The organism is Pseudomonas folii (genome assembly GCF_014357575.1).
Classification (GTDB): Bacteria; Pseudomonadota; Gammaproteobacteria; order Pseudomonadales; family Pseudomonadaceae; genus Aquipseudomonas; species Aquipseudomonas folii.
The window spans coordinates 13318-39089 of record NZ_JACONW010000046.1 but is presented as its reverse complement, the minus strand read 5'-3'; the positions used below and the strand labels follow the sequence as shown (position 1 = coordinate 39089).

Below are 25772 nucleotides of genomic sequence, written 5' to 3'. Positions count from 1 at the left end.
AAGCCGGTCCCACGTCGCCAACATCCGGATCACGCCACACTGCCCTCACAGGGCGCATGCAAGGCCACACTGGTAAATCCATATAAGGCCCATCGAAGTGCCATATTGGCGGCCTAAGATATTGTTGCACCGTCACTCATTGGCATAACCCTGGCAAAAAAGTCATGCCCGGCTATATAAACACGTCGGCAGTACACGCCCAGCCTGCCTGTCCGTGGCATAATCCGTGACCGTTTTTCAACCGTCTCAAAGGGGGCAAGCTCGTGGCTGATGAAATCAACAAGTTGCACCTGTATGGGATCAAAGCGTGCGACACGATGAAAAAGGCTCGCACGTGGCTCGATGAAAAGCCGGTGAGCTACGATTTTCACGACTATAAAACCCAAGGCATTGATCGCGAACATCTGACCCGGTGGTGCAACGAGCACGGCTGGCAGACAGTGTTGAACCGTGCAGGCACCACCTTTCGCAAGCTGGACGAGGCGCAGAAAGCCGACCTCGATCAGGATAAAGCGATTGAACTGATGCTCGCTCAACCGTCGATGATCAAGCGCCCGGTGCTCGACCTCGGCGACAGAACCCTGATCGGCTTCAAACCAGAACTGTATGCAGCGGCTATCGCCTGACTGAGATAGCCCTTTAAATTAGTAAGAGGTATTTCCATGTCCACTACCCTATTCAGCCTCGCCTTCGGTGTCGGCACTCAAAACCGTCAAGGCGCATGGCTGGAAGTTTTCTACGCCCAGCCACTGATCAACCCGTCCGCCGAATTGATCGCAGCGGTTACACCTGTACTGGGTTACACCGGTGGCAACCAGGCCATTACCTTCAACACCGATCAGGCGTCGAAGCTGGCTGAAGCCCTCAAGTCCGTTGACGCTGGTCAGGCTGCATTGCTGACCCGTCTGGCTGAGAGCCACAAGCCATTGGTCGCGACCCTGCTCGCCGAAGATGCTGCGCTGACGTCCACCCCTGAGGCTTACCTCAAGCTGCATCTGCTGTCCCATCGTCTGGTCAAACCGCATGGCCTGAGTCTGGCCGGGATTTTCCCGCTGCTGCCAAACGTTGCCTGGACCAGCCAGGGCGCCATTGACTTGACCGAATTGGCTCCGCGACAACTGGAAGCACGCCTCAAGGGTGAGCTGCTGGAAGTTTTCTCCGTCGACAAATTCCCGAAAATGACTGACTACGTCGTGCCGACCGGCGTGCGTATCGCCGACAGCGCGCGTATCCGCCTGGGCGCCTACATCGGCGAAGGCACTACCGTGATGCACGAAGGTTTCGTCAACTTCAACGCTGGCACCGAAGGCCCGGGCATGATCGAAGGTCGTGTCTCTGCTGGCGTATTCGTTGGCAAGGGTTCTGACCTGGGCGGCGGTTGCTCCACCATGGGCACCCTGTCCGGTGGCGGCAACATCGTCATCAAGGTCGGCGAAGGCTGCCTGATCGGTGCCAACGCCGGTATCGGCATCCCGTTGGGCGACCGCAACACCGTGGAGTCGGGTCTGTACGTGACCGCTGGCACCAAGGTTGCGCTGCTGGATGATCAGAACAAACTGGTCAAAATCGTCAAAGCCCGTGATCTGGCTGGTCAGCCTGACCTGCTGTTCCGTCGCAACTCGGAAACCGGCGCTGTGGAATGCAAAACCCACAAGTCGGCTATCGAGCTGAACGAAGCGCTGCACGCTCACAACTGATCGATGCTGCATCAGGTCCGATCGCAAGATCGGGCCTGACTCACCGAGTCAAAGTACATGCCCCTTTCTTCTCCCTGGCGCGATGACTTCCCAGCCATCGACGCCCTGCAACGGCAAGGCCAGACCTATCTGGACAATGCCGCGACCACCCAGAAACCTCAAGCCCTGCTCGACGCTCTGAACCATTACTACGCCAACGGCGCAGCCAATGTGCATCGTGCACAGCATCTGCCGGGTACGCACGCGACTCAGGCATTCGAGAACAGCCGCAGCAAGGTCGCTCATTGGCTGAATGCCGGTGAGACAGGTCAGATTGTTTTTACCCATGGCGCTACTTCTGCCCTCAATCTACTGGCCTACGGCCTGGAGCATGAGTTCGTGGCGGGTGATGAGATCGCCATCAGCGCGCTGGAACATCACGCCAACCTGTTGCCCTGGCAGCAACTGGCTCAACGGCGCAATCTGAAGCTGGTCATTCTGCCGCTCAATGAACAGGGGCTGATCGACCTGAACGCCGCTGCGCAACTGATCGGCAAGCGCACCCGCCTGCTCGCGGTGAGCCAACTGTCCAACGTGCTGGGTGCCTGGCAGCCACTGCCGGAATTACTCGCACTGGCCAAGGCCCAAGGCGCACTGACGGTCGTCGATGGCGCTCAAGGTGTCGTCCATGGTCGACATGACGTGCAGGCACTGGGCTGCGACTTCTACGTGTTTTCCAGTCACAAGCTGTACGGCCCGGAAGGCGTCGGCATTCTGTATGGCCGCAATGACGTGCTGCCGCGTCTGCAACACTGGCAGTTCGGCGGCGAGATGGTCCTGACGACTGATTACGATCAGGCGAAATTCCGCCCGGCACCGCTGGGCTTCGAGGCCGGGACACCGCCGATTGCCGGAGTGATCGGCCTTGGCGCGACGCTGGATTATTTGCAGAGCCTCGATCACCGCGCAGTACTGGAGCATGAAGCAGGTCTGCATGCCATGCTGCTCGAGGGTTTGTGTCAGCGGGACGGAGTCCGCGTACTGGGCGAGCCGCAACTGGCGCTGGTCAGCTTCGTCGTGGACGGCGTACACAACGCCGACCTCGCGCATCTGCTCACTGAACAGGGCATCGCCGTGCGGGCAGGTCATCACTGCGCCATGCCATTGCTGAAAAGCCTCGGCCTGTCGGGAGCGATACGGGTTTCTCTGGCGCTGTATAACGACTCCAGTGACTTGCAGCACTTCTTCAACGCGCTGGATCAGGCGCTGGAGTTATTGCGATGACCCTGCCCGTCGACGCACAAACCGCACTGGACACCTTCGCTCAACCACAGGGCTGGGAGCAACGTGCACGATTGCTCATGCAATGGGGCGAGCGCTTGCCTGCACTGCACGACGATGAAAAGTCAGACGAAAACCTGGTCCACGGCTGCGAAAGCAAAGTCTGGCTATTGGGTGAGATGACGAACAGCCAATGGCAATTTCGCGCCGCCAGCGATGCGCGGATGATTCGTGGTCTGGTGGCGCTGTTGCTGGCTCGGGTGAATGGCCTGTCGGCGCAGGAACTCCAGCAAGTGGACTTGCCCGACTGGTTCAACCAGCTCGGCTTGAGCCGTCAGCTGTCTCCCTCACGCAGCAATGGTCTGAATGCCGTGCTGCAGAGGATGCGTCAGCTGACAGAAGCGGCGGGCTGAGGCGGCGGTACCGAGACCGGTTTGGCCCGCTCCGATGGGCGACGTACACCTGCAACAATCTTGTCCACGGCTTTGGTGGCCGCGACCATACCGAAGGTCGCTGTCACCATCATCACCGCGCCAAACCCACCGGCGCAATCCAGCTTGACCCCATCCCCGACAAAACTCTTCTGTAGGCAAATGCTGCCGTCCGGCTTGGGATAGCGCAGCTGCTCAGTGGAAAACACACATGGCACGCTGTAATGGCGGTTCATGGTGCGCGAGAAGCCGTAGTCGCGGCGCAGGGTTGAGCGTACTTTTGAAGCCAGTGGATCGTTGAAGGTACGGTTAAGGTCGCAGACCTGAATCAGCGTCGGATCAATTTGCCCGCCAGCACCGCCGGTGGTGATGATCTGAATCTTGCGACGCTTGCACCAGGCAATCAGCGCAGCCTTGGCGTTGACGGCGTCAATGCAATCCAGCACGCAATCCAGATCGGGCGTGATGTACTCGGCCATGGTATCGCGGGTCACGAAGTCAGCCACGGCGTGCACAATGCAATCAGGATTGATCGCCCGCAGACGCTCAGCCATCACTTCAACTTTCGGGCGGCCAACGGTGCTGTCCAGCGCATGCAACTGACGGTTGCTGTTGCTGACGCAGACGTCGTCCAGATCGAACAGGGAAATCTCGCCCACCCCAGAACGCGCCATGGCTTCGGCCGCCCAGGAACCGACACCGCCGATACCGACCACAGCAATATGGGCAGCCCGCAGCCGCTCCAGACCTTCGATGCCGTACAAACGGGCGATACCTGCAAAACGCGGATCTTCTGAACTCATGACCAATACCCCAAAAACCGGCGCGCATTATAGGGCTTTGGTGAAGTTAGGGCATCCTGAAGGTGGGTGATTGGTCAGAAAGTGTACTGAAGGGGCAGTTTGATGATTTCCGGACCTAGACATTAGCGACGTAGCCGGACGATCAACGCTGGCGCGAAGTGCAGGAGGATCATTCGCACCAAATGATGGGAAAGGATAAATACAATATTCAGCCCACTGCTGAACGCGACTATGGCGATGGTCTCAATAGCACCGGGCATATAGGCCAACCACAGCGAGAAAGGATCGCTTTCCAAAATCCAGCCGACCGAACTAGCGAATACTGCTGCAACTAGCAACATAAGAGCTACGGACAAAAACCCAGCGCGTCCGTGGCTAACGATATCCGAGAAATTAATGTCCTTGAATTTCGATCCGATCAAAACCCCTAGAATGACTGCAGCTAAATCCAAACTCCATTGCGGCATTTTGAACCCATGGAGGTAGCCCAGCTTGATACTTATGCCCGTCGTGATGATTGCCATAAGCATAAACGGCGCAGGCACACCAAAACCCATGAGCAAACGGCCAAGCAACAGACTCAAAATGGTCAGAGAAAGCAAAATCAGAGCGATCTCCAAATCAAGAGGACGACCATGGGCCTTCACGATGCTCGCATCACCCGGAATGCAAAGACTGACCAGCACAGTGATCGTCAAGAGGCGGATCACGTGCACGACCATCACCTTATTTGAAGCTTTCGCTGACTCTAACAAATCAAAAACAGCAGCAAGAGCCCCCGGATACACTGCTAAAAGAGAGTCTTTCAGCGTCCAGCGTTCAACCTTGAGCAGCCAGCATCCAGACACTGCCACCTGCAAAATCAGGCATAGCAGTAGAAAAAACAAACTGGGCAGCATAAAAAAAGCTTCTTGCCCTCCCCAGGAAGCGAACACCAAGCCAGTCGAAATTCCTAATACAATTTGCACATATCCAAGGCCAAAACGCAGCGAGAGAGTGACGCGAAGTTTGCTAAACGCCAGTGCGGAGGCAAGCAGTGAGCCAATAAGGATACCTTGCGGAAAGCCACAGAACTCTAATAACAATCCCGCTACGGCAGCGATCGACAACAGCAATATAGTTTTCATCATTTACACGCGATTGCCCGGATACTGTTGCAAATGCTTTCCGCCTGCATCTGAAGAACATCGATATTGCTAACTGAATAGAACACACCTGAGGTGGGAGCACCCATAGCAAAAATATTAGAATCCCCGTGTTCACCGATCAATCGACAGTCACTATAATTTACGTTAATCCCGCCATATGCATGCTTGACGCACATACCCGCCAAGGCGAGATTTTGGTAAAGCAATCCCGATACGGCATCGCCCACACCTGTAGCATTAAGCATTACAGAAAAGCCTTGTTCAAAATCTCGCCCTTTCGCTAGGAAGACACCTTCTTTAAAGCTAATATTTTTCAAGCCTACACGACACTCTAACCGCCCAGAACGTAAGTGGCTTTGTAGTTTTTCCCAGTTCTCCGCTGGAATAGGTACTCGAAGTTGGCGCCAAGCGCCTTTGTAGCGACGAGCAAAAATTCGCTTCTCTCGTCCGGACAATGAGTTCCAGATTGCGGGAACAATTAAGTTAGTGGAGGAAAGTACAGAGTAAATATCCTCTCTCGCAACTGATACCTGACGACAATCACGCATTAGGCTCTGAATATTCACGTCAATATTTTGCGATTCAAACTCCTCATCAAACATAAGCTGTACTGTCTTGAGACCTGAGCAGCTTAACTTCAGTCGCTGCTCAACGTTATGCTCACTTAGCACTTTTAAAGGACGGGGAAAATAACGCTCGCTATAGTTGGGAATTTTACTGTTACGGGTCAGCATAGTCACGCGACACTGAGGATTCCTCTCCAGCAAACCAAGTGCTGCATCGATAGCTGACAACTGACTCCCCAACACACCTATATCAAGGGAGCGAACATCAGCAAGCTTTGTCGTAGGATATGGATTATTAATATACCCAGGATTTCCTTGTAATCTATAAACATCTTCTGGCTCTGGATTACCGGTCGCAAGCACAACAGCATCATAACCATGACGCCGCCCAACGCATGTGACAAGAGAGTATTTTTCGTGATATCCCACGACATCAACGACGCTCTCTCGATAAGAGTTGATTACCGAATATTCCTGTAAAGACAGTGTTAACGCCTCCTCGACAAAGCTCCCAAACAGGGACCTCGGTTGATAATCTCCAAGCTTCCTCACACCGTACTCATCTAACCACCGCTGAAAGTCGCCGCGCTCGCGCAGATACATTAAACCAGCAGGGCGGTTAACTAAATTTCTAAAAAGGTCTTTTTGATAGGCTTGCCCAGCCCCAGCACTAGTTGAACTTTCATAAATATCAATCGAAATATCTGACGCAAGATGCTTTAATCGTTCAACGACAATCGCACCGCTATACCCCAGCCCTACTACAGCTACTTTAACCATTCCCTTCACCCATTATCCATCCCCACCTTAAGCGTGCTACCTAACCGCAAATCCCACTACGCTCAGCCAGACAGACCCATGACTAAATCCTCCGGACCGCTACAGATCTACGTACTCTGCAGTGCTGCCACCCTGAACGAGGACAAAACTTACTCCCAAACACTTTTGTCCCTGACCCACTTATCTACCAGAGACAAATGAGCAGTCACCTGTTCCTCGCTATCCCCTTCAACGATAGCGGATACAATCTCTCCATTGGTAAACTTCATCCCTGTATAGTCCGCCCCTTTTCTAGCGGTTAGCGAGCAATAACGAATGAATGGCAATTCAACGCGCTCAGGAAAATCTATTAACGTTCCGCTGGAGGGAGGAATGTTAAGCTGACCTAACAGACGTAGGGGCTGAGTAATTTCTTTCAGCAATAAAGATTCACCTCCCATTTCAGCATCAATCAGAGTAAACCGGGGATTGATACCAAAAGCTTCAGTCAACTCCTGATTGACACTACACCCGCCAAGACGACACGCAATTTCACAGACAACTATTTCATCGCCATCAATAAAGACTTCCAGATGGAACATCATTGTGCCAAGGGGTGGAAGCGCATGTTCGACAATACGCCTTGTCAACTCCACACAGCGCTTGTGTAGCGGGTTGTGCAGGGACAGCATTTGAAAACCAAGACTCTGGCCAGCCATAAAATCTAGACAGGTAACAGTAGAGCGAACGGGCGAAATTATTATCGGCCGCCCATTGACATAGAGACCATTGACATTCAACAAGGGCGCATTAATATACTTTTCAACCATGAGATTAAGAAAAGTAGTGCCATTCTGATTCTGTAGATACTCGTGCAGCTCAATGTTGTTGTGTAGCACACATACGCCTCCAGAGCCTCGACCGTCCCGCGGCTTAACAACAATGGGATAGCCATATCGTTCGACAAAGTCTTGTACATCGCATGCTGAGGACACTATTGACATAGGATTGATTGCGATACCATGCTGGGCCAATCGTTGCTTCATTAAAAACTTGTCTCGATAAAGCAAGGTTGACTCTTCATAACGCGTCATCGAGCCGTGCAATCGATCCTTGATCCTAGCGACTCTTAATAAATCGACTTCAGCTAAAGCAATAACGGCCCTGGCTCCAAATTTTTTCGCAGCAGCCAATGCCTCTAGCTCGACAATAGCTGATTCACTGAAATTTTCGTAAAGCCGAAATGAGGAGTACAGAGTAGGAAACTTTTCCAGCAGAAGTTCTTTTCCATCCATGTCGCTGTAGACCAGAAAATCACGACCTAAAATACTTGCCCACTCATCCTCTGAATGCTGAAGCAATATTTTTACTGGCGCAAATAATATTAATAAACTCAAGGAAAAGCCCACACATGATAATGAAGTTAGTTAACACAGACTAAAAATGGCGCACACACCAACAAAGAAAGCTCCGACAACTCCGCCTCCACCTTCCGACGCCAGCTCAGTACCGAGGGGGCAAGCTCAACGGAAACGACTGTAGGAAATCTGGCAAGCTTTTACTTTGTTGAAATGATAGGCGGCCAGTATGCACCGCACAATTAATAAAATATGCCAGACTATTCCTAAATAACTATCAGAAACATCGCGACCCTTTTATTTGAGCACTAGGTAGTTGACCACGAGAAAAACAGCCCCTATTCTCGCCGCGTCACGATCAATTCGTGATGAGGTTTGACGGCCTCCGAACTTAAAAGATGAGCGCAGATGCTGGCGCTGTTGTCGTGCACGCTAGTGTTCGGCTTACAGCTTTATGGCGGCTGTGCCAGGGGCACCCTAGGGTGCGCCGGGTTTATCTTTTGACCGGTCCGTCAACCCTTGCACCGCCGCCACCCTATTCGTTTGACGGCGAATTTTTTGGCGTTCACTCTTAAAGGAAACGCTCGAATGACTAACAAAACCTCAACTGTAACCACTTCGGTTCAATTCGGAACCACCTTGTCCGGTGCACCGCTCTTCTCAGTGCAGCCTGGCATCCCTTTCCGAGAAGCCCTTGAGCAAATCGCGCTAAACCTAGACAGCGCCAGCACTCTTTGCAACGAAACCGTAGATGCCAATATCCAAACATGTCGCTCAATCAACCAAGTTCTCGCCCACCTGATTGACGCCAGCCGTGGATTAATGAACGCCACCTTGGATGGATTGGCTCATCCCGCCACCATCAACGATTAGTCATCGTGGACACTTCTGATTCTGACCGAGGTGCTTGATTATCAGACCTTCGAGGGCCAATCCACCCGGCGGTGGGCAGGTTAAATCCGCACATCACTAAACGGCGGCCTCCCCTCCCCGTTTTGCTTTAAGATAGGCGCCTTTTTCGCGCCCTTATACGATCTGCAGGAGCTGCCGAGAGCTGCGAAGGTGATAAGCCTGACGCATCGCAATTCGTAGCCTGCGGCAGCTCCTACAGGTCCACCGCGCTATCAACCGGAGTTTTGTACATGACGGCCCCAGCCGACCTTTCGCCTACGCTGCAACTTGCCTGCGACCTGATCCGTCGTCCCTCGGTCACGCCCATTGATGCCGATTGTCAGGCTGTAATGATGCAGCGCCTTGGCGACGCAGGCTTCAAGCTGGAGCCGATGCGTATCGAGGACGTGGATAATTTCTGGGCCAGCCATGGCAACAACGAAGGTCCGGTGCTGTGCTTTGCTGGTCACACCGATGTGGTGCCGACCGGCCCGGTGCAAGCCTGGCAAAACGATCCGTTCGATGCGCTGATCGATGCAGAAGGCATGCTGTGCGGGCGGGGCGCAGCCGATATGAAGGGCAGTCTGGCCGCAATGGTAGTGGCTGCCGAGCGTTTCGTCGCTGATCACCCTGACCACAAAGGCAAAGTCACTTTCCTGATCACCAGCGACGAAGAAGGTCCGGCGCATCATGGCACCAAGGCCGTGGTTGAGCGGTTGCGTGAGCGCAACGAGCGGCTGGACTGGTGCATCGTGGGCGAGCCTTCGAGTACCACGCTGGTGGGCGATGTGGTCAAGAACGGCCGTCGCGGCTCCCTTGGCGCGACGCTGACCGTACGCGGCAAGCAGGGTCATGTGGCGTATCCACATCTGGCGCGCAACCCGATTCATCTGGCGGCTCCGGCTCTGGCAGAACTCGCCGCCGAACATTGGGACGAAGGCAATGATTTCTTCCCGCCGACCAGCTTCCAGATTTCCAACCTGAACTCCGGCACGGGCGCGACCAACGTGATCCCCGGTGATCTGGTAGCGGTGTTCAACTTCCGCTTCTCTACCGAATCCACCGTCGAGGGCTTGCAACAGCGGGTATCGACCATCCTCGACAAGCATGGCCTGGACTGGCATGTGGACTGGGCGTTGTCCGGCCTGCCGTTCCTCACCGAGCCGGGCGATTTGCTCGATGCGGTTTCGGCCAGCATCAAGGCCGTCACTGGCCGTGAGACCAAAGCTTCCACCAGCGGCGGCACCTCCGACGGACGATTCATCGCCACCTTGGGTACGCAGGTGGTAGAGCTGGGCCCGGTCAACGCAACGATTCACCAGGTCAACGAGCGCATTCTGGCCAGCGACCTCGACGTGCTGACCGAGATTTACTACCAGACTCTGGTCAAGTTGCTCGCCTGATGCTGACCTGCCCGATCTGCTCCGCACCGCTGACTGCGGTGGACAACGGCGTGGCCTGCCCGGCCAACCACCGCTTCGACCGCGCCCGTCAGGGTTATCTGAACCTGTTGCCGGTGCAGCACAAGAACAGCCGCGACCCTGGTGACAATCAAGCCATGGTCGAGGCTCGCCGGGACTTCCTTAACGCCGGTCACTACGCGCCGGTGGCCAGGCGTCTGGCGGAGCTGGCTGCCGAACGTGCTCCGGCGCGCTGGCTGGACATCGGTTGTGGCGAGGGTTATTACACCGCGCAAATCGCCGAAGCTCTGCCGGACGCCGATGGTTATGCGCTGGACATCTCCCGCGAAGCGGTCAAACGCGCCTGCCGCCGTAATCCGAAATTGACATGGTTGATCGCCAGCATGGCTCGCGTGCCACTGCCGGACGCCAGCTGCCAGTTTCTGGCCAGCGTGTTCAGCCCTCTGGACTGGAACGAGGCCAAGCGCCTGCTGACGCCGGGTGGCGGGTTGATGCGGGTCGGCCCGACCAGCGAGCACTTGATGGAACTGCGCGAGCGGCTCTATGACGAAGTGCGGGACTATGCCGACGACAAACATCTGGCTTTGGTGCCGGAAGGCATGTCGCTGGCTCATAGCGAAACCCTGCGTTTCAAGCTGAGCCTTGTTGACGGTCAGGCCCGCGCCAACCTGCTGGCCATGACGCCCCACGGCTGGCGAGCCAGCGCAGAACGTCGTGCGGATGTCATTGAGCAGGCCGAACCTTTCGAGGTCACCGTTTCCATGCGCTACGATTATTTCGTATTGCAATAACAACCAACGAAGATGCCTGTTAGCGGGCATCCGACTGAATCCGCGAATGGATTTTTTCAATTAATAACGAGGCATCCATGCGCCAACCCGATATCGAGATTTACCTGAAGGACACCGACGTTGATCACAAGGCTATTGCCGGGTGGCTGAGTATTGCGGTCGGCCCTTGCACCGACTGGGTACAGAAAGGCCAGACGTGGAAGTGCAAGGCGGGCAGCGTCCCGGTGACCTGGCTGCCCAAGGCTGTAGGTAAATGGAACAGCCTGCATCTGGACGGTGACAACACGCCATGGGAAGACGACATCGCCTGCGCCCGCGCGGCATTCGCTGCCCTGAACGTAGAAGTACGCTGCGCCCCTGGCACCTGGGTTGAAGAGGAAAGCGACGAAACCGCTGATCGCTGGATTCGTATCAGCGCTGATGGCGAGGAAGAGATTACCTGGAAGACGGCGTAAAGCATTCTTTCCTGTGGGCGATTCTATGTTCGCCCGCAAGCTTACGGGCGGCATCGCGCAAATATCTGGAGTGGCGCAAAGTCTGTGGGAGCGAGGCTTGCCCGCGATAAGGCCACTGCAACTATCAGGCCCATTGCGTCCAGCTCCATCGCGGGCAAGCCCGGCTCCCACAGGGATCAATAGCTCTTTTGCCGATACATCGCGGATACGGCACACTAGCGTCCTCGCGGGCACCGCCCACTTTTCGCAGATGCCGTATGACCCGATCACCGTTCCGCCGCCTTGTATTCGGCACCTTGCGCCGCCTGCTCTATCTCTGGGTTCGTTCCGAGACCATCAATCAGTCGTCGTTCACGCTCAATCTGGATCGCAGTCGCCCGGTGTTTTACGCGTTGCAGTCGCCGTCCATGAGCGATCTGGCGGTGATCGATACCGAATGCCGCAAAGCCGGACTGCCGCGGCCTATCCTGCCGGTATCGGTGGGTGAACTGATTGAGCCGGCTGCGTACTTCTACCTCACGCCGTCACCAGACTGGTTGGGCCGCCAGGACAAACGCGGCGCGCCGCCGACGCTTGAGCGACTGGTCAGCGCCGTCAGTCAGAACGCGACAGAGGACGCGCAAATCATCCCGGTCAGCGTGTTCTGGGGCCAGTCGCCGGATCGTGAATCAAGCGCCTGGAAATTATTGTTTGCTGACAGCTGGGCCGTCACCGGTCGTCTGCGACGTTTCGTCAGCATTCTGATTCTGGGCCGCAAGACGCGGGTGCAGTTCTCTGCGCCGATCCACATGCGCGATCTGGTCAATGAAAACAAGGGCTATGAGCTGACCCTGCGTATGGCCCAGCGCCTGCTGCGTACGCACTTCCGCAACCTGAAGACCGCCGTCATCGGCCCCGACGTGTCGCACCGACGCAATCTGGTCAATGGTCTGCTCGACGAACCCTTGGTCAAACAGGCCATTCTCGAAGAAGCCGAAAGGGAAAAAATCCCCGAAGCCAAAGCCCGGGAACAGGCGCTGCGCTATGCCAACGAGATCGCCTCGGACTACACCTATTCAGCAATCCGCTTCCTGGAAGTGATCCTGAGCTGGTTCTGGAACAAGATTTACGACGGCATCAAAGTCAGCCATATCGAAGGCGTGAAGGAAGTTGCTCAGGGTCACGAGGTCATTTACGTGCCGTGCCATCGCAGCCACATCGATTATCTGCTGCTGTCCTATCTGCTGTTCCGCAACGGTCTGACGCCACCGCACATCGCGGCGGGCATCAACCTGAACATGCCGGTGATTGGCGGTCTGCTGCGTCGTGGCGGGGCTTTTTTCATGCGCCGCACGTTCAAAGGCAATCCGCTGTACACCTCGGTTTTCAACGAGTACCTGCACACGCTGTTCACCAAGGGTTTTCCGGTGGAGTACTTCGTCGAAGGCGGACGCTCGAGGACCGGACGCATGCTGCAGCCCAAGACAGGCATGCTGGCAATTACCCTGCGCAGCTTTCTGCGTAACTCGCGGATGCCGATTGTGTTTGTGCCGGTGTACATCGGTTACGAGCGTGTACTGGAAGGTCGCACTTACCTGGGCGAGCTGCGCGGCGCAACGAAAAAGAAAGAGTCGATCTTCGACATCTTCAAGGTCATCGGTGCGCTCAAGCAGCGCTTCGGTCAGGTCTCGGTGAACTTCGGTGAACCGATCAAGCTGGCTGAATTCCTCGACAGCGAACAACCGGACTGGCGCGAGCAGCAGTTGGGCCCGCAGTTCAAACCGGACTGGCTGAACGAAACCACAAATCGCCTGGGTGAACGCGTGGCTCAGCACTTGAACGAGGCCGCTGCGATCAATCCGGTCAATCTGGTGGCACTGGCATTGCTCTCCACTCAGAAACTGGCGCTGGACGATCAGGCCATGGAGCGGGTGCTGGATCTGTACCTGACCCTGTTACGCCGCGTGCCTTACTCGCCGCACACCACCTTGCCGGAAGGCGACGGCCGAGCATTGATTGAACATGTGAAAGACATGAACCTGCTTTCGGAACAGAAGGATGCCTTGGGCAAAATCCTGTATCTGGACGAACAGAACGCGGTATTGATGACCTACTACCGCAACAACGTTCTGCACATCTTTGCCCTGCCCTCGCTGCTGGCCAGTTTCTTCCAGAGTTCGTCGCGCATGAGCCGCGAGCAGATCCTGCGCTACACCCGGGCGCTGTATCCGTATCTGCAGTCGGAGCTGTTCATTCGCTGGCCGGTGAACGAGCTGGACGAGGTGGTGGATCAATGGCTGCAAGCCTTCGTCGAACAAGGCCTGCTGCGCTTTGAAAACAATGTTTACCTGCGCCCCGCGCCAAGCTCTCGAGAGTTCGTGCTACTGACCCTGTTGTCGCGGGCCATCGCTCAGACCCTGCAGCGCTTCTACATGGCCATCGCCTTGCTGCTCAACAGTGGGCAGAAGACCCTCAGCGCCGAAGAGCTGGAAGACCTGTGTACGGTGATGGCCCAGCGGCTATCCATTCTCCACGGCCTGAACGCGCCGGAGTTTTTCGACAAGAGCCTGTTCCGGCATTTCATTCAGACGCTGCTGGATCTGGGCGTGCTGCGCAAGGATCCGGCCGGCAAACTCAGCCATCACCCGCTGCTGGGTGAACTGGCGGAAGGTGCGGCCAAGCGCGTGCTGCCTGCGGAAATCCGGCTGTCGATTCGTCAGGTAGCGCTGCATCAAACAGAGGAGCCTGGCGAACCTGAGCAGGTTGAGGAAAGTCGCTGATCGTGGGAATTCCGCGCAGCCAGCCAGACTGAGTTCCTGATAGGCTCTATGCATTACCGCGTCGAGGTTCAGCTCGGCGCGGTCTCCGAACCAATTCAAAGAAAAGGATGCCCTCATGTTCCGTCTCCCCTTTACGTTTGCCAGCCTGTGCGCGGGCCTGATGCTGTCGAGCAGCGTATTTGCCGTGTCACTGAACGATCTCTCGCAATCGGATGCTACGGGCGGCCTGAAAGATGCCTTGACCCAAGGGGCACAGATCGCCGTCAAGCAGTTGGGTAAACCCGGTGGTTTCAGCAACAACGAGGAAGTGCGCATCGAACTGCCGGGCAAACTGGGCAAAGTCGCAAAGAAGATGAAGCAGTTCGGCATGGGCGACCAGGTTGACCAGCTGGAAACCAGCATGAACCAGGCCGCTGAAGCGGCCGTTCCACAGGCCCAGGCGTTGCTGGTGGATGCTGTGAAAAAGATGAGCGTGGCGGACGCCAAAGGCATCCTCAGCGGTGGCAAGGATTCAGCCACTCAGTACCTGAACAGCAGCAGCCGCGAGCAGATCCGCGCCAAATTCCTGCCTATCGTCAAGCAGGCCACCGACAAAGTGGGCCTGGCGCAGAAGTACAACGCTTTCGCGGGTCAGGCAGCAACGCTGGGTGTGCTTGATGCCAAGAGCTCGAACATCGAAGGTTACGTGACCGAACAGGCATTGAACGGCTTGTTCGAAATGATCGCCAAGCAGGAAGAAAGCATCCGCGCCAACCCCGCAGCGGCAGCGACGAGCCTGGCCAAGAAGGTGTTTGGGGCTTTGTAACGCGCCAAACAGATACTTGATTTGAAATGCTATCCCTGTGGGGATTCTATTGGCCTGTAAGCTGAGATGGTGACGTGGGACCGGCTTTAGCCGGGAAGAAGCCAGGACAGACGCTGCATATGTAGCATCTGACAGACAGCCTTCCCGGCTAAAGCCGGTCCCACGCCATCAGTGTTTCCTGTGAGAGCGAGCAATTCACTCCACCTTCTTCACCCTGAACCACGCCGCATACAGCGCTGGCAGGAACAGCAGCGTCAATGCTGTCGCGACAATCAATCCCCCCATGATCGCCACGGCCATCGGCCCGAAGAAGACGCTGCGTGACAGCGGAATCATCGCCAGCACCGCCGCCAGTGCGGTCAGGACGATGGGCCGGAAACGCCGCACGGTCGCTTCGATAATCGCCGACCACTGATCAAGTCCTCCCGCAATATCCTGCTCAATCTGGTCCACCAGGATCACCGAGTTGCGCATGATCATCCCCGACAAGGCGATGGTGCCCAACATGGCAACGAACCCGAATGGCTGATTGAACACCAGCAGGAACAGCGTCACGCCGATCAATCCCAACGGTGCGGTCAGGAACACCATCAGCATCCGGGAGAAGCTGCGCAGTTGCAGCATCAGCAAGGTCAGCACCACCACGATAAACAGCGGCACGCCCGCCTTCACCGAATTCTGCCCGCGGGCGGCGTCTTCCACGGTTCCGCCGACTTCCAGCAGATAACCATCCGGCAGTTCGTTACGCACATCCGCCAGCGTCGGCAGGATTTGCTGCACTAGCGTCGCAGGCTGTTCCTTGCCGTAAATATCCGCACGGACTGTCACGTTGGGCAGTCGATTACGGTGCCAGATCACGCCCTCTTCGAAACCGTATTCAAGTGTCGCCACCTGTGACAGCGCAACGCTGGTACCGTTTTCAGTCGGCACCGCCAGACTCGCCAGTGCCCCCAGTTGCTGCCGCTCATCAGGCGTGCCCCGCAGAAGGATTTCGATCAGTTCATCGTCTTCGCGGTATTGGCTGACGCTGGAACCGGTCAGCGAACGCTGGAGGAATCTCGACAGTTCGGCCGTGGTCACGCCCAAGGCGCGCGCACGGTCCTGATCCAGATTGAGGAACACCACTTTGCTCGGCTCTTCCCAGTCCAGATGGACGTTGGCAACGTGAGGATTTTCCCGCACCCTGGCCGCGACCTTGCGAGCTAACTCACGGACCTCGTCGATATGCTCACCACTGACCCGGAACTGCACCGGGTAGCCTACAGGCGGGCCGTTTTCCAGCCGTGTAACCCGTGAGCGCAAGGTCGGGAATTGTTCATTGAGGCTGCTGATAAGCCAGGTCCGCAAGGCTTCGCGCTCTTCGATACTTTTGGCCAACACCACAAACTGGGCAAAGCTGGTTGCGGGCAGTTGTTGATCAAGGGGCAGATAGAAACGCGGTGAACCGGTCCCGACATAGGACACGTAATTGTCGATCCCCGGATGATCCTTGAGCATCTGCTCCAGGCGCTTGACCTGTTCGGCCGTGCTGTTGAGGGAGGCGCCTTCAGTCAGCTTCAAATCCACCATCAGTTCAAGCCGACCAGACGCCGGGAAGAACTGCTGGGGGACAAACTTGAACATCAGCACCGACAAGACGAACAGCGCCACCGTGGCGACAATCACTGTTTTGCGCCAGCGCACGCACCAGCCCACCATTGCCCGCACCCGCTGGTAGAACGGCGTCCCGTGAGGATCGACTGCATCAGGCCCTGAGCCATGTTTTTTAGCGTGAATCTTCGCCAGATCAGGCAACAGCCGCTCGCCCAGATACGGCACGAACACCACGGCAGCGACCCATGACGCCAGCAGCGCGATGGTCACCACCTGAAAGATCGATCGAGTGTATTCGCCTGTGCTCGACTGCGCCGTAGCAATCGGCAAGAAGCCAGCAGCGGTGATCAGCGTGCCGGTCAGCATCGGGAACGCGGTGCTGGTCCAGGCGAAGCTGGCGGCACGCAGCCGGTCGTAGCCCTGCTCCATTTTGATCGCCATCATTTCCACGGCGATGATCGCGTCGTCCACCAGCAGACCCAGCGCCAGCACCAGCGCACCGAGGGAAATCTTGTGCAGGCCGATGCCCAGGTAGTACATGCAGGCAAAAGTCATGGCCAATACCAGCGGGATCGCCAATGCGACCACCATGCCGGTGCGCATGCCCAGCGAGAAGAAGCTCACCAGCAACACAATCGCCAGCGCTTCAGCCAATACCTGGACGAACTCACCGACCCCGGTTTTCACCGCAGCAGGTTGATCGGAGACTTTGCGCAGCTCCATCCCGGCCGGCAAGTTTTTCTGCAGGCGGGCGAACTCGCCCTCAAGCGCCTTGCCCAGCACCAGAATATCGCCGCCCGGCTTCATCGCCACCGCCAGACCAATCGCCTCTTCGCCCATGAATCGCATGCGCGGCGCAGGCGGGTCATTGAAGCCGCGATGCACCTCGGCCAGATCACGGATACGCAGCGTGCGATCACCCACGCGAATCGGGAATTCGCGGATCTCGTCGACCGTCTGGAAGCGGCCGCTGACGCGCAGTTGAATACGCTCGCTCGGGGTTTCAAAGAAACTGGTGGCCGAGACCGCGTTCTGCGCCTCAAGCGCCTGCTGCACGGCTTGTAACGGCAGCCCCAGGGTGGCGAGCTTGACGTTGGACAGCTCGATCCAGATCTTCTCGTCCTGCAAGCCGATCAGTTCGACCTTGCCCACGTCGTTGATGCGTTGCAGTTGAAGCTGGATGCGGTCGGCATAATCCTTGAGCACGGCATAGTCGAAGCCCTTCCCGGACAGCGCGTAGATATTCCCGAAGGTGGTACCGAACTCATCATTGAAAAACGGGCCTTGCACTCCCGGCGGCAGGTTCTGACGAATGTCGCCGACCTTCTTGCGGATCTGATAGAACAGCTCCGGCAGATACGAGGAAAAGATCGAGTCACGGGCGATGAACGTGACCTGGGATTCCCCCGGTCGCGAGAACGAGACGATACGGTCGTACTCGCCGGTTTCCATAAGTTTCTTTTCGATGCGATCGGTGACTTGCCGCGCCACCTCTTCAGCGCTGGCGCCGGGCCACAGCGTACGAATCACCATGGCTTTGAAGGTGAATGGCGGGTCTTCGCTCTGTCCCAGCTTGGTGTAGGACAGCGCGCCAACGACTGCCAGGACGATCATCAGGTACAGGACGATTTGCCGATTGCGCAGTGCCCATTCGGAGAGATTGAATCGCATCCGTGCTTACTCCTTCGCTGCTAGTTTGACCGCACGGTTTTCACGATCCACAGGGCGCACCTGCTCACCTTCATGCAACACATGCACACCAGCGGCAACGATCCAGTCACTGGCGGCCAGTCCTTCAAGCACCGGCACCGATTCCTGACCATAAGGCCCGAGCCGGACATTAACGCGCTTGAGGGTGCTGTCGGCCGCGACTCGCCAGACGTAATTGATGCCATTTTCCGACGTCACCGCCGAGAGCGGCACCGCCAGTGGCACGGCGTGCTCAGTCTCAATGAACACCCGCGCACTCTGGCCCAACTCGGCAGGCACCTTGCCGCTGGCAAATGCAACACGTGCGGCGAAGGTACGCGAACGCGGGTCAGCCGCCGGGGACAGCTCTCGAATGCGACCGGGGAAGCGTTGTTCACGCTGGGTCCATAACTCGACGGTGACGGGCTGCCCCGTCTTGAAGCGGGCAAAGTTCTGCTCCGGCAGGCTGATCAGCACTTCCCGCTCACCATCAGCAGCGAGAGTAAAGACCGTTTGCCCGGCAGCGACGACCTGACCGACTTCCACAAGACGCTTGGCCACGACACCATCCTGAGGCGCGCGCAGCACGGCGTAGCTGGTCTGATTGTCGGCAACGGTCAGCTCGGCCTTGATCTGTTTGAGGCGAGCCTCACCGGAGCGATAGAGGTTTTCGGCGTTGTCGTATTGCGAACGGCTGACCATCTGCCGATCCATCAGAGTCTTGTAACGGTCACGCTCGGAGCGCACCAGTTGCAAATTGGCCTCAGCCGCGGCGACCTGCGCGCGCGTGGCATCCAGTTGCAGGCGCACGTCCTGGGCATCCAGTTCGGCCAATGGCTGATTGGCCTTGACCCGTTGCCCCTCTTCCACCAGGCGTTTGCTGACCTTGCCACCGATCCGGAATGCCAGATCAGGCTCAAAGCGGGCGCGGACTTCACCGGGATAGCTGTCCATGGACTGCGCAGATGGCGATGGCTGAATAACCATGGCGGGACGAATCGTGGTCGGTGCAGTTGCGTCCTGGCCACAGCCAGACAGCAACGACATCAGACCCAGAGGCAGGACGAGGCACAGAAGTTTGCGCGACATGGTGAAGCCCTTCGCAAAAGAAGCTTGGAATAATTGTACTGACGAGTATATTAAAAATTACCAAACTCACCAGTACATTATTAAACGAACATGCCTGACGATTCTCAAAGCAGCCCTTACACCAGCGCTCAGGGCAATCCGGGGCCCGGCCGACCGAAAGATCAAGCCAAGCGCCAGGCCATTCTCGATGCCGCAAAAGAGTTATTCGTGCGCAATGGCTACGCCAGCACCAGCATGGATACCGTTGCCGCAGAGGCCGGGGTTTCGAAGCTCACGGTGTACAGCCACTTCAACGACAAGGAGACGCTGTTCACTGCGGCAGTAGTGGCGCGTTGCGAAGAACAGTTGCCGGAATTGTTCGTTGAATTGAACCGCGACTTGCCGGCAAAAACCTTGTTGCTGAGTGTTGCGCGGGGCTTTCAGGTGCTGATCAACAGTCCTGAATCCCTGGAGTTGCATCGGTTGATGGTGACGCTGGGTACTCAGGATCCGAAGCTGTCGCAGATATTTTTCGCAGCCGGACCGCAGCGGATTCTTCAGGAAACCGAGCGTTTGCTGAGACGCCTGGAGCATAGCGGGCAACTGAAGTTTGAATCCCCCAGAACTGCTGCCGAGCACTTTCTCAGCCTGATCAAAGGCGTGTGCAATTTCCGCCTGCTGGTGGGTTGCGGCGAACGGCCGGATGAAGCCAGCGCAGAAGCGCATGTGCAGGACGTGGTGGAGTTGTTTATACGGGCGTATAGGGTCTGATGGATGCACTAGTCTCTGTGGAAGATTCTATGTTCGCCTGCAATCTGACGTGGGACCGGCTTTAGCCGGGAAGGCGGCATTCATGACGATAAAGATGTACTGAATGTACTGGCCTCTTCCCGGCTAAAGCCGGTCCCACGTCATCAGTGGTTCCTGTGGGAGCGGTGCAAGCCAATTAATCACACCGACTTCAACGCCTTCTTCGGATAGATGTCATAGCGGCTGGATTTGCCATCCAGCGCATAACCCGGCTTGGGGCCTTCGATGCATGGGGCCTTGCGCGGGCGTTTGACCACTACGCGATGGGTAGCCAATGCCAGTGCCGCTTCCAGCAGCGCGGGCGCGTCCATGTCGTCGCCCACCAATGGCCGGAACAGGCGCATTTCCTTCTTCACCAGCGCCGTTTTTTCCCGATGCGGGAACATCGGGTCCAGATAGATCACTTGCGGCGGCTCGCCTTCCCAGCCCCGAATCAGCTCGATGGAGTTGCCGGTCAACAAGCGCATCTGGCTGATGATCGAACCCACTTCCCTATCCTGTCGTCCACGGTTCAGGCCATCTTCCAGCAGCGCTGCGATAATCGGTTGGCGCTCGATCAGGCTCATCTGGCAGCCAAGGCTCGCCAGAACGAACGCATCTTTGCCCAAGCCTGCCGTCGCATCCAGCACCGAAGGTCGCACGCCGGGCTGAATGCCCACCGCTTTGGCGATCATCTGTCCGCTGCCGCCACCAAACAGCCGCCGATGGGCCACCGCCCCCTCGACGAAATCCACCCGCACCGGGCCTGGCGCATCATCACTCAACTGCTGCAATTGCAGGCCATCGTCAGTCACTTGCAGGGCAAAATCCGCGTCAACGTCCTCCAAAGGCAAGTCCAGACGTTGCGCCCACTGCGCGGCCTGCTCCTGACTCTGGCTGCCAGAGGGGCTACCAAGGGCTTCGACCCGGATGCGACTGCCCGCTTGTTGCTCACTCATTGTGTCCACACGCTCAAAAAGTGTTAATGATCGGCAAAACCTGCCGATAAAGAAGTATCAGGCATTCTGCCAGACCTACGACGTGTAACGATCGATATGTCAGACATTCAGCAATCATCCATAGGTTATCTAACGCACGCAGGTGATTTTACCCTGCGCAACAGTCAGGCTCTGGGCGGTGTTACCCAGATCTGGTCGGATGCGTTTGCCCGTGTGATGGCTGAACAACTACGCGATACACCGGCTGAACCCATTGATCCAGCCAGCGTTGCCACTGATGTTGCCACGGGTGAGCCTGTTGCCGGTGCCCGCACATTGGGCAAGATCGTTGAGCAGCGCGCCTGCCCGGTTGAAGATGTACCACGCGTTCCTGCCGAGCCGCTGTTTCTGCCGATCGCTGAATTCGAACTGGATCTGCTGCCTGCGCCGAACGAACCATTCAGCATTGGCGAGATGATCGCGCAGCAGCGCGATCTGGAGTTCGACAGCGAGTGGGTTCGTCCAAACGTACTTAATCCTTACGATGACAGCGTGATTCCAGGCCCGGGCCCTCAGCCGCGTCCGCTGCACTTGCCAATCGCGGAATTCGAATGGGACCTGGCCGACAAGCCTGCCCTGCCACTGGATGACGACACCATGGTCGCCCAGCAACGCGCCCTGAATTACGACATGGGCTGGGCACGCCCGATCATCCTGCAAAACTTGCGCATGGCGGCTTGATTCCCATCAATTCGAGGCGATCCCTGTAGGAGCTGCCGGAAGCTGCGAATCGATTCCCATGACACACCGCCTTCGCAGCCTTCGGCAGCTCCTACAAAAAATATCTACCTCAGCGACACACCCGCCAGGCGCCCATATCCAGATGAAAATGGTTTTGATGGGCCGCGTTGTAATCCGGCCCTAATACCGTGTTGAAATTCTTGCAGGCTCCGTCGCGGACCTTACGCAAGAACCGGCCCTTGTCGCCTTCGTTTTTCCAGTCCCGCAACAGGTTGATCCGCTGTCCATCGGCGAGACGGAAACCGGCGATGTCCAAGGCATTTGCGGTCGCATGCTGACTCAGCCGCCCACTGCTTCTGCCATAGACGTTGCGACAGGCAAAACTGCCCAAATGGTCGATACGCGTCACACGCTGACCAAACACCGCCTGGGCCGCGGGTTGCAAGGTGTGAACCTCAAACAGCGCGTAGGCCACCGCCAATGGACAACTGGCGAGGAAGCTGCTGCTTAGCGCCACCTCACCGCCCTGTACTCGCAGCACGCCGTTAAGCGGGCAATCGGCGGACGCGGGGCTGTCGGCTTGACGACTGAAACGCAGGCGGGATGAGCCCAGCACCTGATCGCACAACTGCGGATCACTCTTGACGCGCGACAGCTTCCAGGAGGTCAGGAAGTTGGGTTCAGCCTGAATGTCCAATGGCGCCCAGGGATTCCATTGCGCTGGCACCTCTATCCAGCCGCGCCATACCGCAGCGACGGCGCCAGCGCAGAGCAGCAGGAACACCAGAAACAGCGTCGAGCCTCGCACCCTCAGTCCTTGAACAACGCATTGAGTTGAGCAAACGGCAGCGCCTGCTCGGCGTAGGAAAAGGTCCCCTGAGTACGGATTTCCTCCGCGGCGCGATACAAACCGCCGAACGCCGCGCGTACAAGGGATGAGCCGACGCTGATGCGCTTGACCCCGCACTCGCTGAGTTCAGCGACAGTCAGCGTGACACCGCCCAGCCCCATCAACACGTTGACTGGCTTGGGCGCAACGGCACGGACCACCGCGATAACTTCTTCGCGTGTACGCAGGCCGGGCGCGTACAGCACGTCAGCTCCGGCATCGGCGTAGGCCTTCAGCCTGTTCAACGTGTCAGCAAAATCCATCCGGTCGTTGAGCAGGTTTTCCGCCCGGGCAGTCAGCATGAACGGGAACGGCAAACTGCGAACAGCCAGTGCCGCTGCCCTGACCCGCGCTACCGACAACTCGAAATCGTAAATGGGCTGATCGGTCTTGCCGGTGGCGTCTTCGATAGAGCCACCCACAATGCCGGTCCGCGCCGCCGCCAGCAGGTTGGCTGCGCAGTCTTCAGGGCTATCAGCGAAGCCGTTTTCAAGGTCGGCAGCGACCGGCAAGTCCGTTGCAGCAACGATTGCCTGGAGGTTTTCCAGTGATTCGGAGAAGCTCAGCGCACCTTCGGCATCAGCCCGACCCAAGGTGAAAGCCAGACCCGCGCTGGTGGTCGCCAACGCTTCGAAGCCCATGGATGCCAACAGTTTGGCCGAACCTGCGTCCCACGGATTGGGGATCACAAAAGCATGATCACGCTCGTGCAGTGCCTTGAAAGTTTGTGCGCGAAGAAGCTGTTGCGAATCCATTGCTGACTCCTGAGATCGTTAATACGGCTATTGAAGCCATAGTTATCGACCTCAGAGCAAGCCCAGTTGCTGCACCGGTGGTGCGCGATCCAGTTCCACCAACGGCGGCAAACCTGGCAAGCGCTCCATCAACTGGTTATGAAATCGTCGGGCCAGAAGCGGCGCTTCGAGATTATCCGGGGTGTGCAGGAATACATAAGGCGTGCGCCCTTCTTCAATCCAGGCGGCAACTTTAGCGACCCACTGAACCAGAAACGGATCGTTGGCCTCCAGCACAGGATGACCGATGAAGCGCACCTGCGGAAATTGAGTCAGCGCCGCCGGACGAGCTGGAACCTTTGGTTTCTTCGATTGCGCATGGAGCACCGCAGGATCGCTGGACACACAACTGAACAAGGCACGGGAATCCAGACAGATGCGCTCAACGCCACGTTCCAGCAGCAGGCGGTTAAGCATGCGCTCTTCGTCACCCTTTTCGAAAAACGCCACGTTGCGCACTTCAACGGCCAACGGGCACTTCAACTCATCAATAAAAGTGACAAGCTCGGCGAGCCGCTGCGGCGTGAAGCTTGCGGACAGCTGAAGCCAGAAAGGTGCAACGCGTTTGCCCAAGGGTACCAGCAACTCGATGAACGTTTCCGCCGCCTGCAATTGGAGCCGCAGATCACCACCATGGCTGATGTCACCTGGAAACTTGGCCGTAAAGCGAAAATCATCGGGCAGCACTTCAGCCCAGCGCTGCACGGTGGACGGCGCAGGTCGAGCGTAAAAAGTGGTGTTGCCTTCAACAGCATTGAAGACCTGTGAATACAGACCTAGAAATTCATTGCTACGAGCGTCTTCGGGATAGAGTGATTCGCGCCAGGCGTTTTCACTCCATGACGGACAACCCAGAAAATAAGGCAGGCGGGAATCGTTCAAACGTGGAGATCAAGCCCTGACACTTCCAGATCCCAGTCAACGAAGCTGGCGGTGGTCAGATAGCTGGCCAGTGCGGTTGCAACGCGAGTGCTCATGGAACGCGGGAAGATGATGTCTTGCGGGCGTGCAGGAACGTTGGCAGTCGAATTGGCCTGTGCATTACCACCGGAGCGAGCGCTTTGCGCTGGCTGCTGGGCAACTTCGGCGTCGTTTTCGACTTCTTCGAAGGTGCCATCAACAATCGCAGGCTGACTACGCGGCTTGCGTTTGATGGGGTATGAACGTTGTGAAGGGCCGTCTATGCGCATTAGTGCGTACTCTGCATCTTATAGTGGCAATCTAACTTCACGGGCAGGCTGTTGCAATTACCCGAACGATAACTAGACCACACAAATTGAAAAAGTTTCGCAACAAGCGGGAAGTTGAGGATTTTAGGCGATGAAAGGTAGGTGTACCGGCGAGATATCACCGTAGGAGCTGCCGAAGGCTGCGAATGAATTCTCATGGCATACCGCCTTCGCAGCCTTCGGCAGCTCCTACAGGAAATGCATTTAAATCGGCACTCCGCTATCGGGCTTTGGGCGTAGCCACTTTATCCCGCAGGTAAACCGGCTGCGCCTCATCTGCAACGATGGCCTCACCGCGCTGCCAGGCGAAGGTCGCCAGGGTCAGTAAATCCTGAGCGTGGGGCAGCATACTGGCGTCGTGACCTGTGACGCTGACCGGCAGACGCTCGGCATAGTCCCAGCCCGTGCCCGAACCAAACCATTCACCACTCGCATCGTCGGGTAACGCAACATGCTCTGGCGGCAGCACGGCTTCGGCGCCAAGCAGACGCATCTCCCCCGCCACCTCGCGATAGCAACCCCAGTAAACCTCATCCATGCGCGCGTCGATGGCCGACGCAACCTGATGGGCACCGTGCTCGCGCATGGCTCGCTGGGCCAGTACTGCCAGATTGGAAACGGGGAGCACCGGACGCTCCAGACCAAAAGCCAACCCCTGCACCACGCCAATGGCGATGCGCACGCCCGTAAACGCGCCCGGACCACGACCAAAGGCGATGGCATCCAGCGCTGAAAGGCCGATGCCCGCCTCCGCCATGATCGCTTTGATCATGGGCAGCAAACGCTGGGCGTGCAGGCGCGGGATCACCTCGTAGTGGCTCAGCACCTTGCCGTTGTGCAGCAAAGCGACCGAGCAGGCTTCAGTGGCGGTGTCCAGGGCCAGCAAGGTGGTCATCAG

General features: G+C 57.1%; 24 protein-coding genes. 12 read left to right on the top strand and 12 right to left on the bottom strand.

Annotated elements, in window-relative coordinates; genetic code table 11:
* Nucleotides 1-284 precede the first annotated feature (284 nt).
* Genes H8S59_RS12100 through H8S59_RS12085 form a run of 4 tightly spaced genes read left to right on the top strand, consistent with a single transcriptional unit; the run spans nucleotide 285 to nucleotide 3370 of the window.
* Nucleotides 285-626, top strand: a complete 342-nt coding sequence (locus H8S59_RS12100; protein WP_187521552.1) for an ArsC family reductase — start codon at nucleotides 285-287, stop codon at nucleotides 624-626.
* Nucleotides 627-662: 36 nt separating this feature from the next.
* Nucleotides 663-1697 carry a 2,3,4,5-tetrahydropyridine-2,6-dicarboxylate N-succinyltransferase gene (gene dapD, locus H8S59_RS12095; protein WP_187521549.1) on the top strand — a complete coding sequence of 345 codons (1035 nt, stop codon included), beginning with the start codon at nucleotides 663-665 and terminating at the stop codon, nucleotides 1695-1697.
* Nucleotides 1698-1754: 57 nt separating this feature from the next.
* Nucleotides 1755-2960 (top strand): aminotransferase class V-fold PLP-dependent enzyme, encoded by a 1206-nt coding sequence (locus H8S59_RS12090; protein WP_187521548.1) that lies wholly within the window; start codon nucleotides 1755-1757, stop codon nucleotides 2958-2960.
* Nucleotides 2957-3370 (top strand): SufE family protein, encoded by a 414-nt coding sequence (locus tag H8S59_RS12085; protein ID WP_187521547.1) that lies wholly within the window; start codon nucleotides 2957-2959, stop codon nucleotides 3368-3370. Before H8S59_RS12090 ends, H8S59_RS12085 begins: the two co-directional genes overlap by 4 nt.
* Here H8S59_RS12085 and tcdA read toward each other — a convergent pair.
* The 4 genes from tcdA to H8S59_RS12065 all read right to left on the bottom strand — a co-directional run bounded on the left by tcdA (nucleotide 3346) and on the right by H8S59_RS12065 (nucleotide 8061).
* Complete coding sequence (gene tcdA / locus H8S59_RS12080) at nucleotides 3346-4191, bottom strand: tRNA cyclic N6-threonylcarbamoyladenosine(37) synthase TcdA (RefSeq protein WP_187521546.1); 846 nt, start codon at nucleotides 4189-4191, stop codon at nucleotides 3346-3348. The two genes, H8S59_RS12085 and tcdA, sit on opposite strands and share 25 nt — an antisense overlap.
* A gap of 122 nt (nucleotides 4192-4313) precedes the next feature.
* Nucleotides 4314-5321 carry an AbrB family transcriptional regulator gene (locus H8S59_RS12075; RefSeq protein ID WP_343073050.1) on the bottom strand — a complete coding sequence of 336 codons (1008 nt, stop codon included), beginning with the start codon at nucleotides 5319-5321 and terminating at the stop codon, nucleotides 4314-4316.
* Nucleotides 5318-6685, bottom strand: a complete 1368-nt coding sequence (locus H8S59_RS12070) for an FAD/NAD(P)-binding protein (protein WP_187521545.1) — start codon at nucleotides 6683-6685, stop codon at nucleotides 5318-5320. Before H8S59_RS12070 ends, H8S59_RS12075 begins: the two co-directional genes overlap by 4 nt.
* A 149-nt stretch (nucleotides 6686-6834) precedes the next feature.
* On the bottom strand, nucleotides 6835-8061 hold the full coding sequence (locus tag H8S59_RS12065) for an ATP-grasp domain-containing protein (protein WP_187521544.1): 1227 nt from the start codon (nucleotides 8059-8061) through the stop codon (nucleotides 6835-6837).
* Between the two features lie 549 nt (nucleotides 8062-8610).
* Between H8S59_RS12065 and H8S59_RS12060 the strand changes: the two genes are divergently transcribed.
* The 6 genes from H8S59_RS12060 (at nucleotide 8611) to H8S59_RS12035 (ending at nucleotide 15144) form a co-directional block, all read left to right on the top strand.
* On the top strand, nucleotides 8611-8895 hold the full coding sequence (locus H8S59_RS12060) for a hypothetical protein (RefSeq protein WP_187521543.1): 285 nt from the start codon (nucleotides 8611-8613) through the stop codon (nucleotides 8893-8895).
* 269 nt (nucleotides 8896-9164) lie between these two features.
* Nucleotides 9165-10316, top strand: coding sequence for a succinyl-diaminopimelate desuccinylase (dapE, locus tag H8S59_RS12055; protein WP_095093604.1), 1152 nt, complete (start codon nucleotides 9165-9167; stop codon nucleotides 10314-10316).
* A complete protein-coding gene (locus tag H8S59_RS12050) occupies nucleotides 10316-11125 on the top strand; it encodes a putative RNA methyltransferase (protein ID WP_087274068.1) in 810 nt (269 codons plus the stop codon). Before dapE ends, H8S59_RS12050 begins: the two co-directional genes overlap by 1 nt.
* 77 nt (nucleotides 11126-11202) lie before the next feature.
* Nucleotides 11203-11580 (top strand): hypothetical protein, encoded by a 378-nt coding sequence (locus H8S59_RS12045; protein ID WP_187521542.1) that lies wholly within the window; start codon nucleotides 11203-11205, stop codon nucleotides 11578-11580.
* A gap of 257 nt (nucleotides 11581-11837) precedes the next feature.
* Nucleotides 11838-14339, top strand: coding sequence for a glycerol-3-phosphate 1-O-acyltransferase PlsB (plsB, locus tag H8S59_RS12040; protein ID WP_187521541.1), 2502 nt, complete (start codon nucleotides 11838-11840; stop codon nucleotides 14337-14339).
* Between the two features lie 115 nt (nucleotides 14340-14454).
* Nucleotides 14455-15144, top strand: a complete 690-nt coding sequence (locus H8S59_RS12035; RefSeq protein ID WP_187521540.1) for a DUF4197 domain-containing protein — start codon at nucleotides 14455-14457, stop codon at nucleotides 15142-15144.
* A 195-nt stretch (nucleotides 15145-15339) separates the two neighbouring features.
* Here the strand turns inward: H8S59_RS12035 and H8S59_RS12030 are convergent, their stop codons facing one another.
* The gene (locus H8S59_RS12030; protein ID WP_095094426.1) at nucleotides 15340-18408 is read right to left on the bottom strand and encodes an efflux RND transporter permease subunit; all 3069 of its coding nucleotides are present in this window, start codon (nucleotides 18406-18408) and stop codon (nucleotides 15340-15342) included.
* Nucleotides 18409-18414: 6 nt separating this feature from the next.
* On the bottom strand, nucleotides 18415-19515 hold the full coding sequence (locus H8S59_RS12025; RefSeq protein WP_187521539.1) for an efflux RND transporter periplasmic adaptor subunit: 1101 nt from the start codon (nucleotides 19513-19515) through the stop codon (nucleotides 18415-18417).
* 90 nt (nucleotides 19516-19605) lie between these two features.
* On the opposite strand from H8S59_RS12025, the gene H8S59_RS12020 reads away from it, so the two are divergent.
* Nucleotides 19606-20265: a TetR/AcrR family transcriptional regulator gene (locus tag H8S59_RS12020; RefSeq protein ID WP_187521538.1), complete on the top strand. Its 660-nt coding sequence runs from the start codon at nucleotides 19606-19608 to the stop codon at nucleotides 20263-20265.
* A gap of 179 nt (nucleotides 20266-20444) precedes the next feature.
* Here the strand turns inward: H8S59_RS12020 and H8S59_RS12015 are convergent, their stop codons facing one another.
* On the bottom strand, nucleotides 20445-21242 hold the full coding sequence (locus tag H8S59_RS12015; protein ID WP_187521537.1) for a class I SAM-dependent methyltransferase: 798 nt from the start codon (nucleotides 21240-21242) through the stop codon (nucleotides 20445-20447).
* Between the two features lie 96 nt (nucleotides 21243-21338).
* On the opposite strand from H8S59_RS12015, the gene H8S59_RS12010 reads away from it, so the two are divergent.
* Nucleotides 21339-21962 (top strand): energy transducer TonB, encoded by a 624-nt coding sequence (locus H8S59_RS12010; RefSeq protein WP_187521536.1) that lies wholly within the window; start codon nucleotides 21339-21341, stop codon nucleotides 21960-21962.
* Nucleotides 21963-22071: 109 nt separating this feature from the next.
* On the opposite strand, the gene H8S59_RS12005 is transcribed toward H8S59_RS12010, so the two are convergent.
* The 5 genes from H8S59_RS12005 to tsaB form a co-directional block, all read right to left on the bottom strand.
* Nucleotides 22072-22770, bottom strand: a complete 699-nt coding sequence (locus H8S59_RS12005) for an extensin family protein (RefSeq protein WP_187521535.1) — start codon at nucleotides 22768-22770, stop codon at nucleotides 22072-22074.
* Between the two features lie 2 nt (nucleotides 22771-22772).
* Nucleotides 22773-23606, bottom strand: a complete 834-nt coding sequence (locus tag H8S59_RS12000) for an isocitrate lyase/PEP mutase family protein (RefSeq protein ID WP_187521534.1) — start codon at nucleotides 23604-23606, stop codon at nucleotides 22773-22775.
* Between the two features lie 51 nt (nucleotides 23607-23657).
* Nucleotides 23658-24527, bottom strand: a complete 870-nt coding sequence (locus H8S59_RS11995) for a DUF72 domain-containing protein (RefSeq protein WP_187521533.1) — start codon at nucleotides 24525-24527, stop codon at nucleotides 23658-23660.
* Nucleotides 24524-24835, bottom strand: a complete 312-nt coding sequence (locus H8S59_RS11990) for a hypothetical protein (protein ID WP_095094413.1) — start codon at nucleotides 24833-24835, stop codon at nucleotides 24524-24526. The genes H8S59_RS11995 and H8S59_RS11990 overlap by 4 nt, the downstream gene beginning before the upstream one ends.
* Before the next feature lie 259 nt (nucleotides 24836-25094).
* Nucleotides 25095-25769 carry a tRNA (adenosine(37)-N6)-threonylcarbamoyltransferase complex dimerization subunit type 1 TsaB gene (gene tsaB, locus H8S59_RS11985; RefSeq protein ID WP_187521532.1) on the bottom strand — a complete coding sequence of 225 codons (675 nt, stop codon included), beginning with the start codon at nucleotides 25767-25769 and terminating at the stop codon, nucleotides 25095-25097.
* Nucleotides 25770-25772 lie beyond the last annotated feature (3 nt).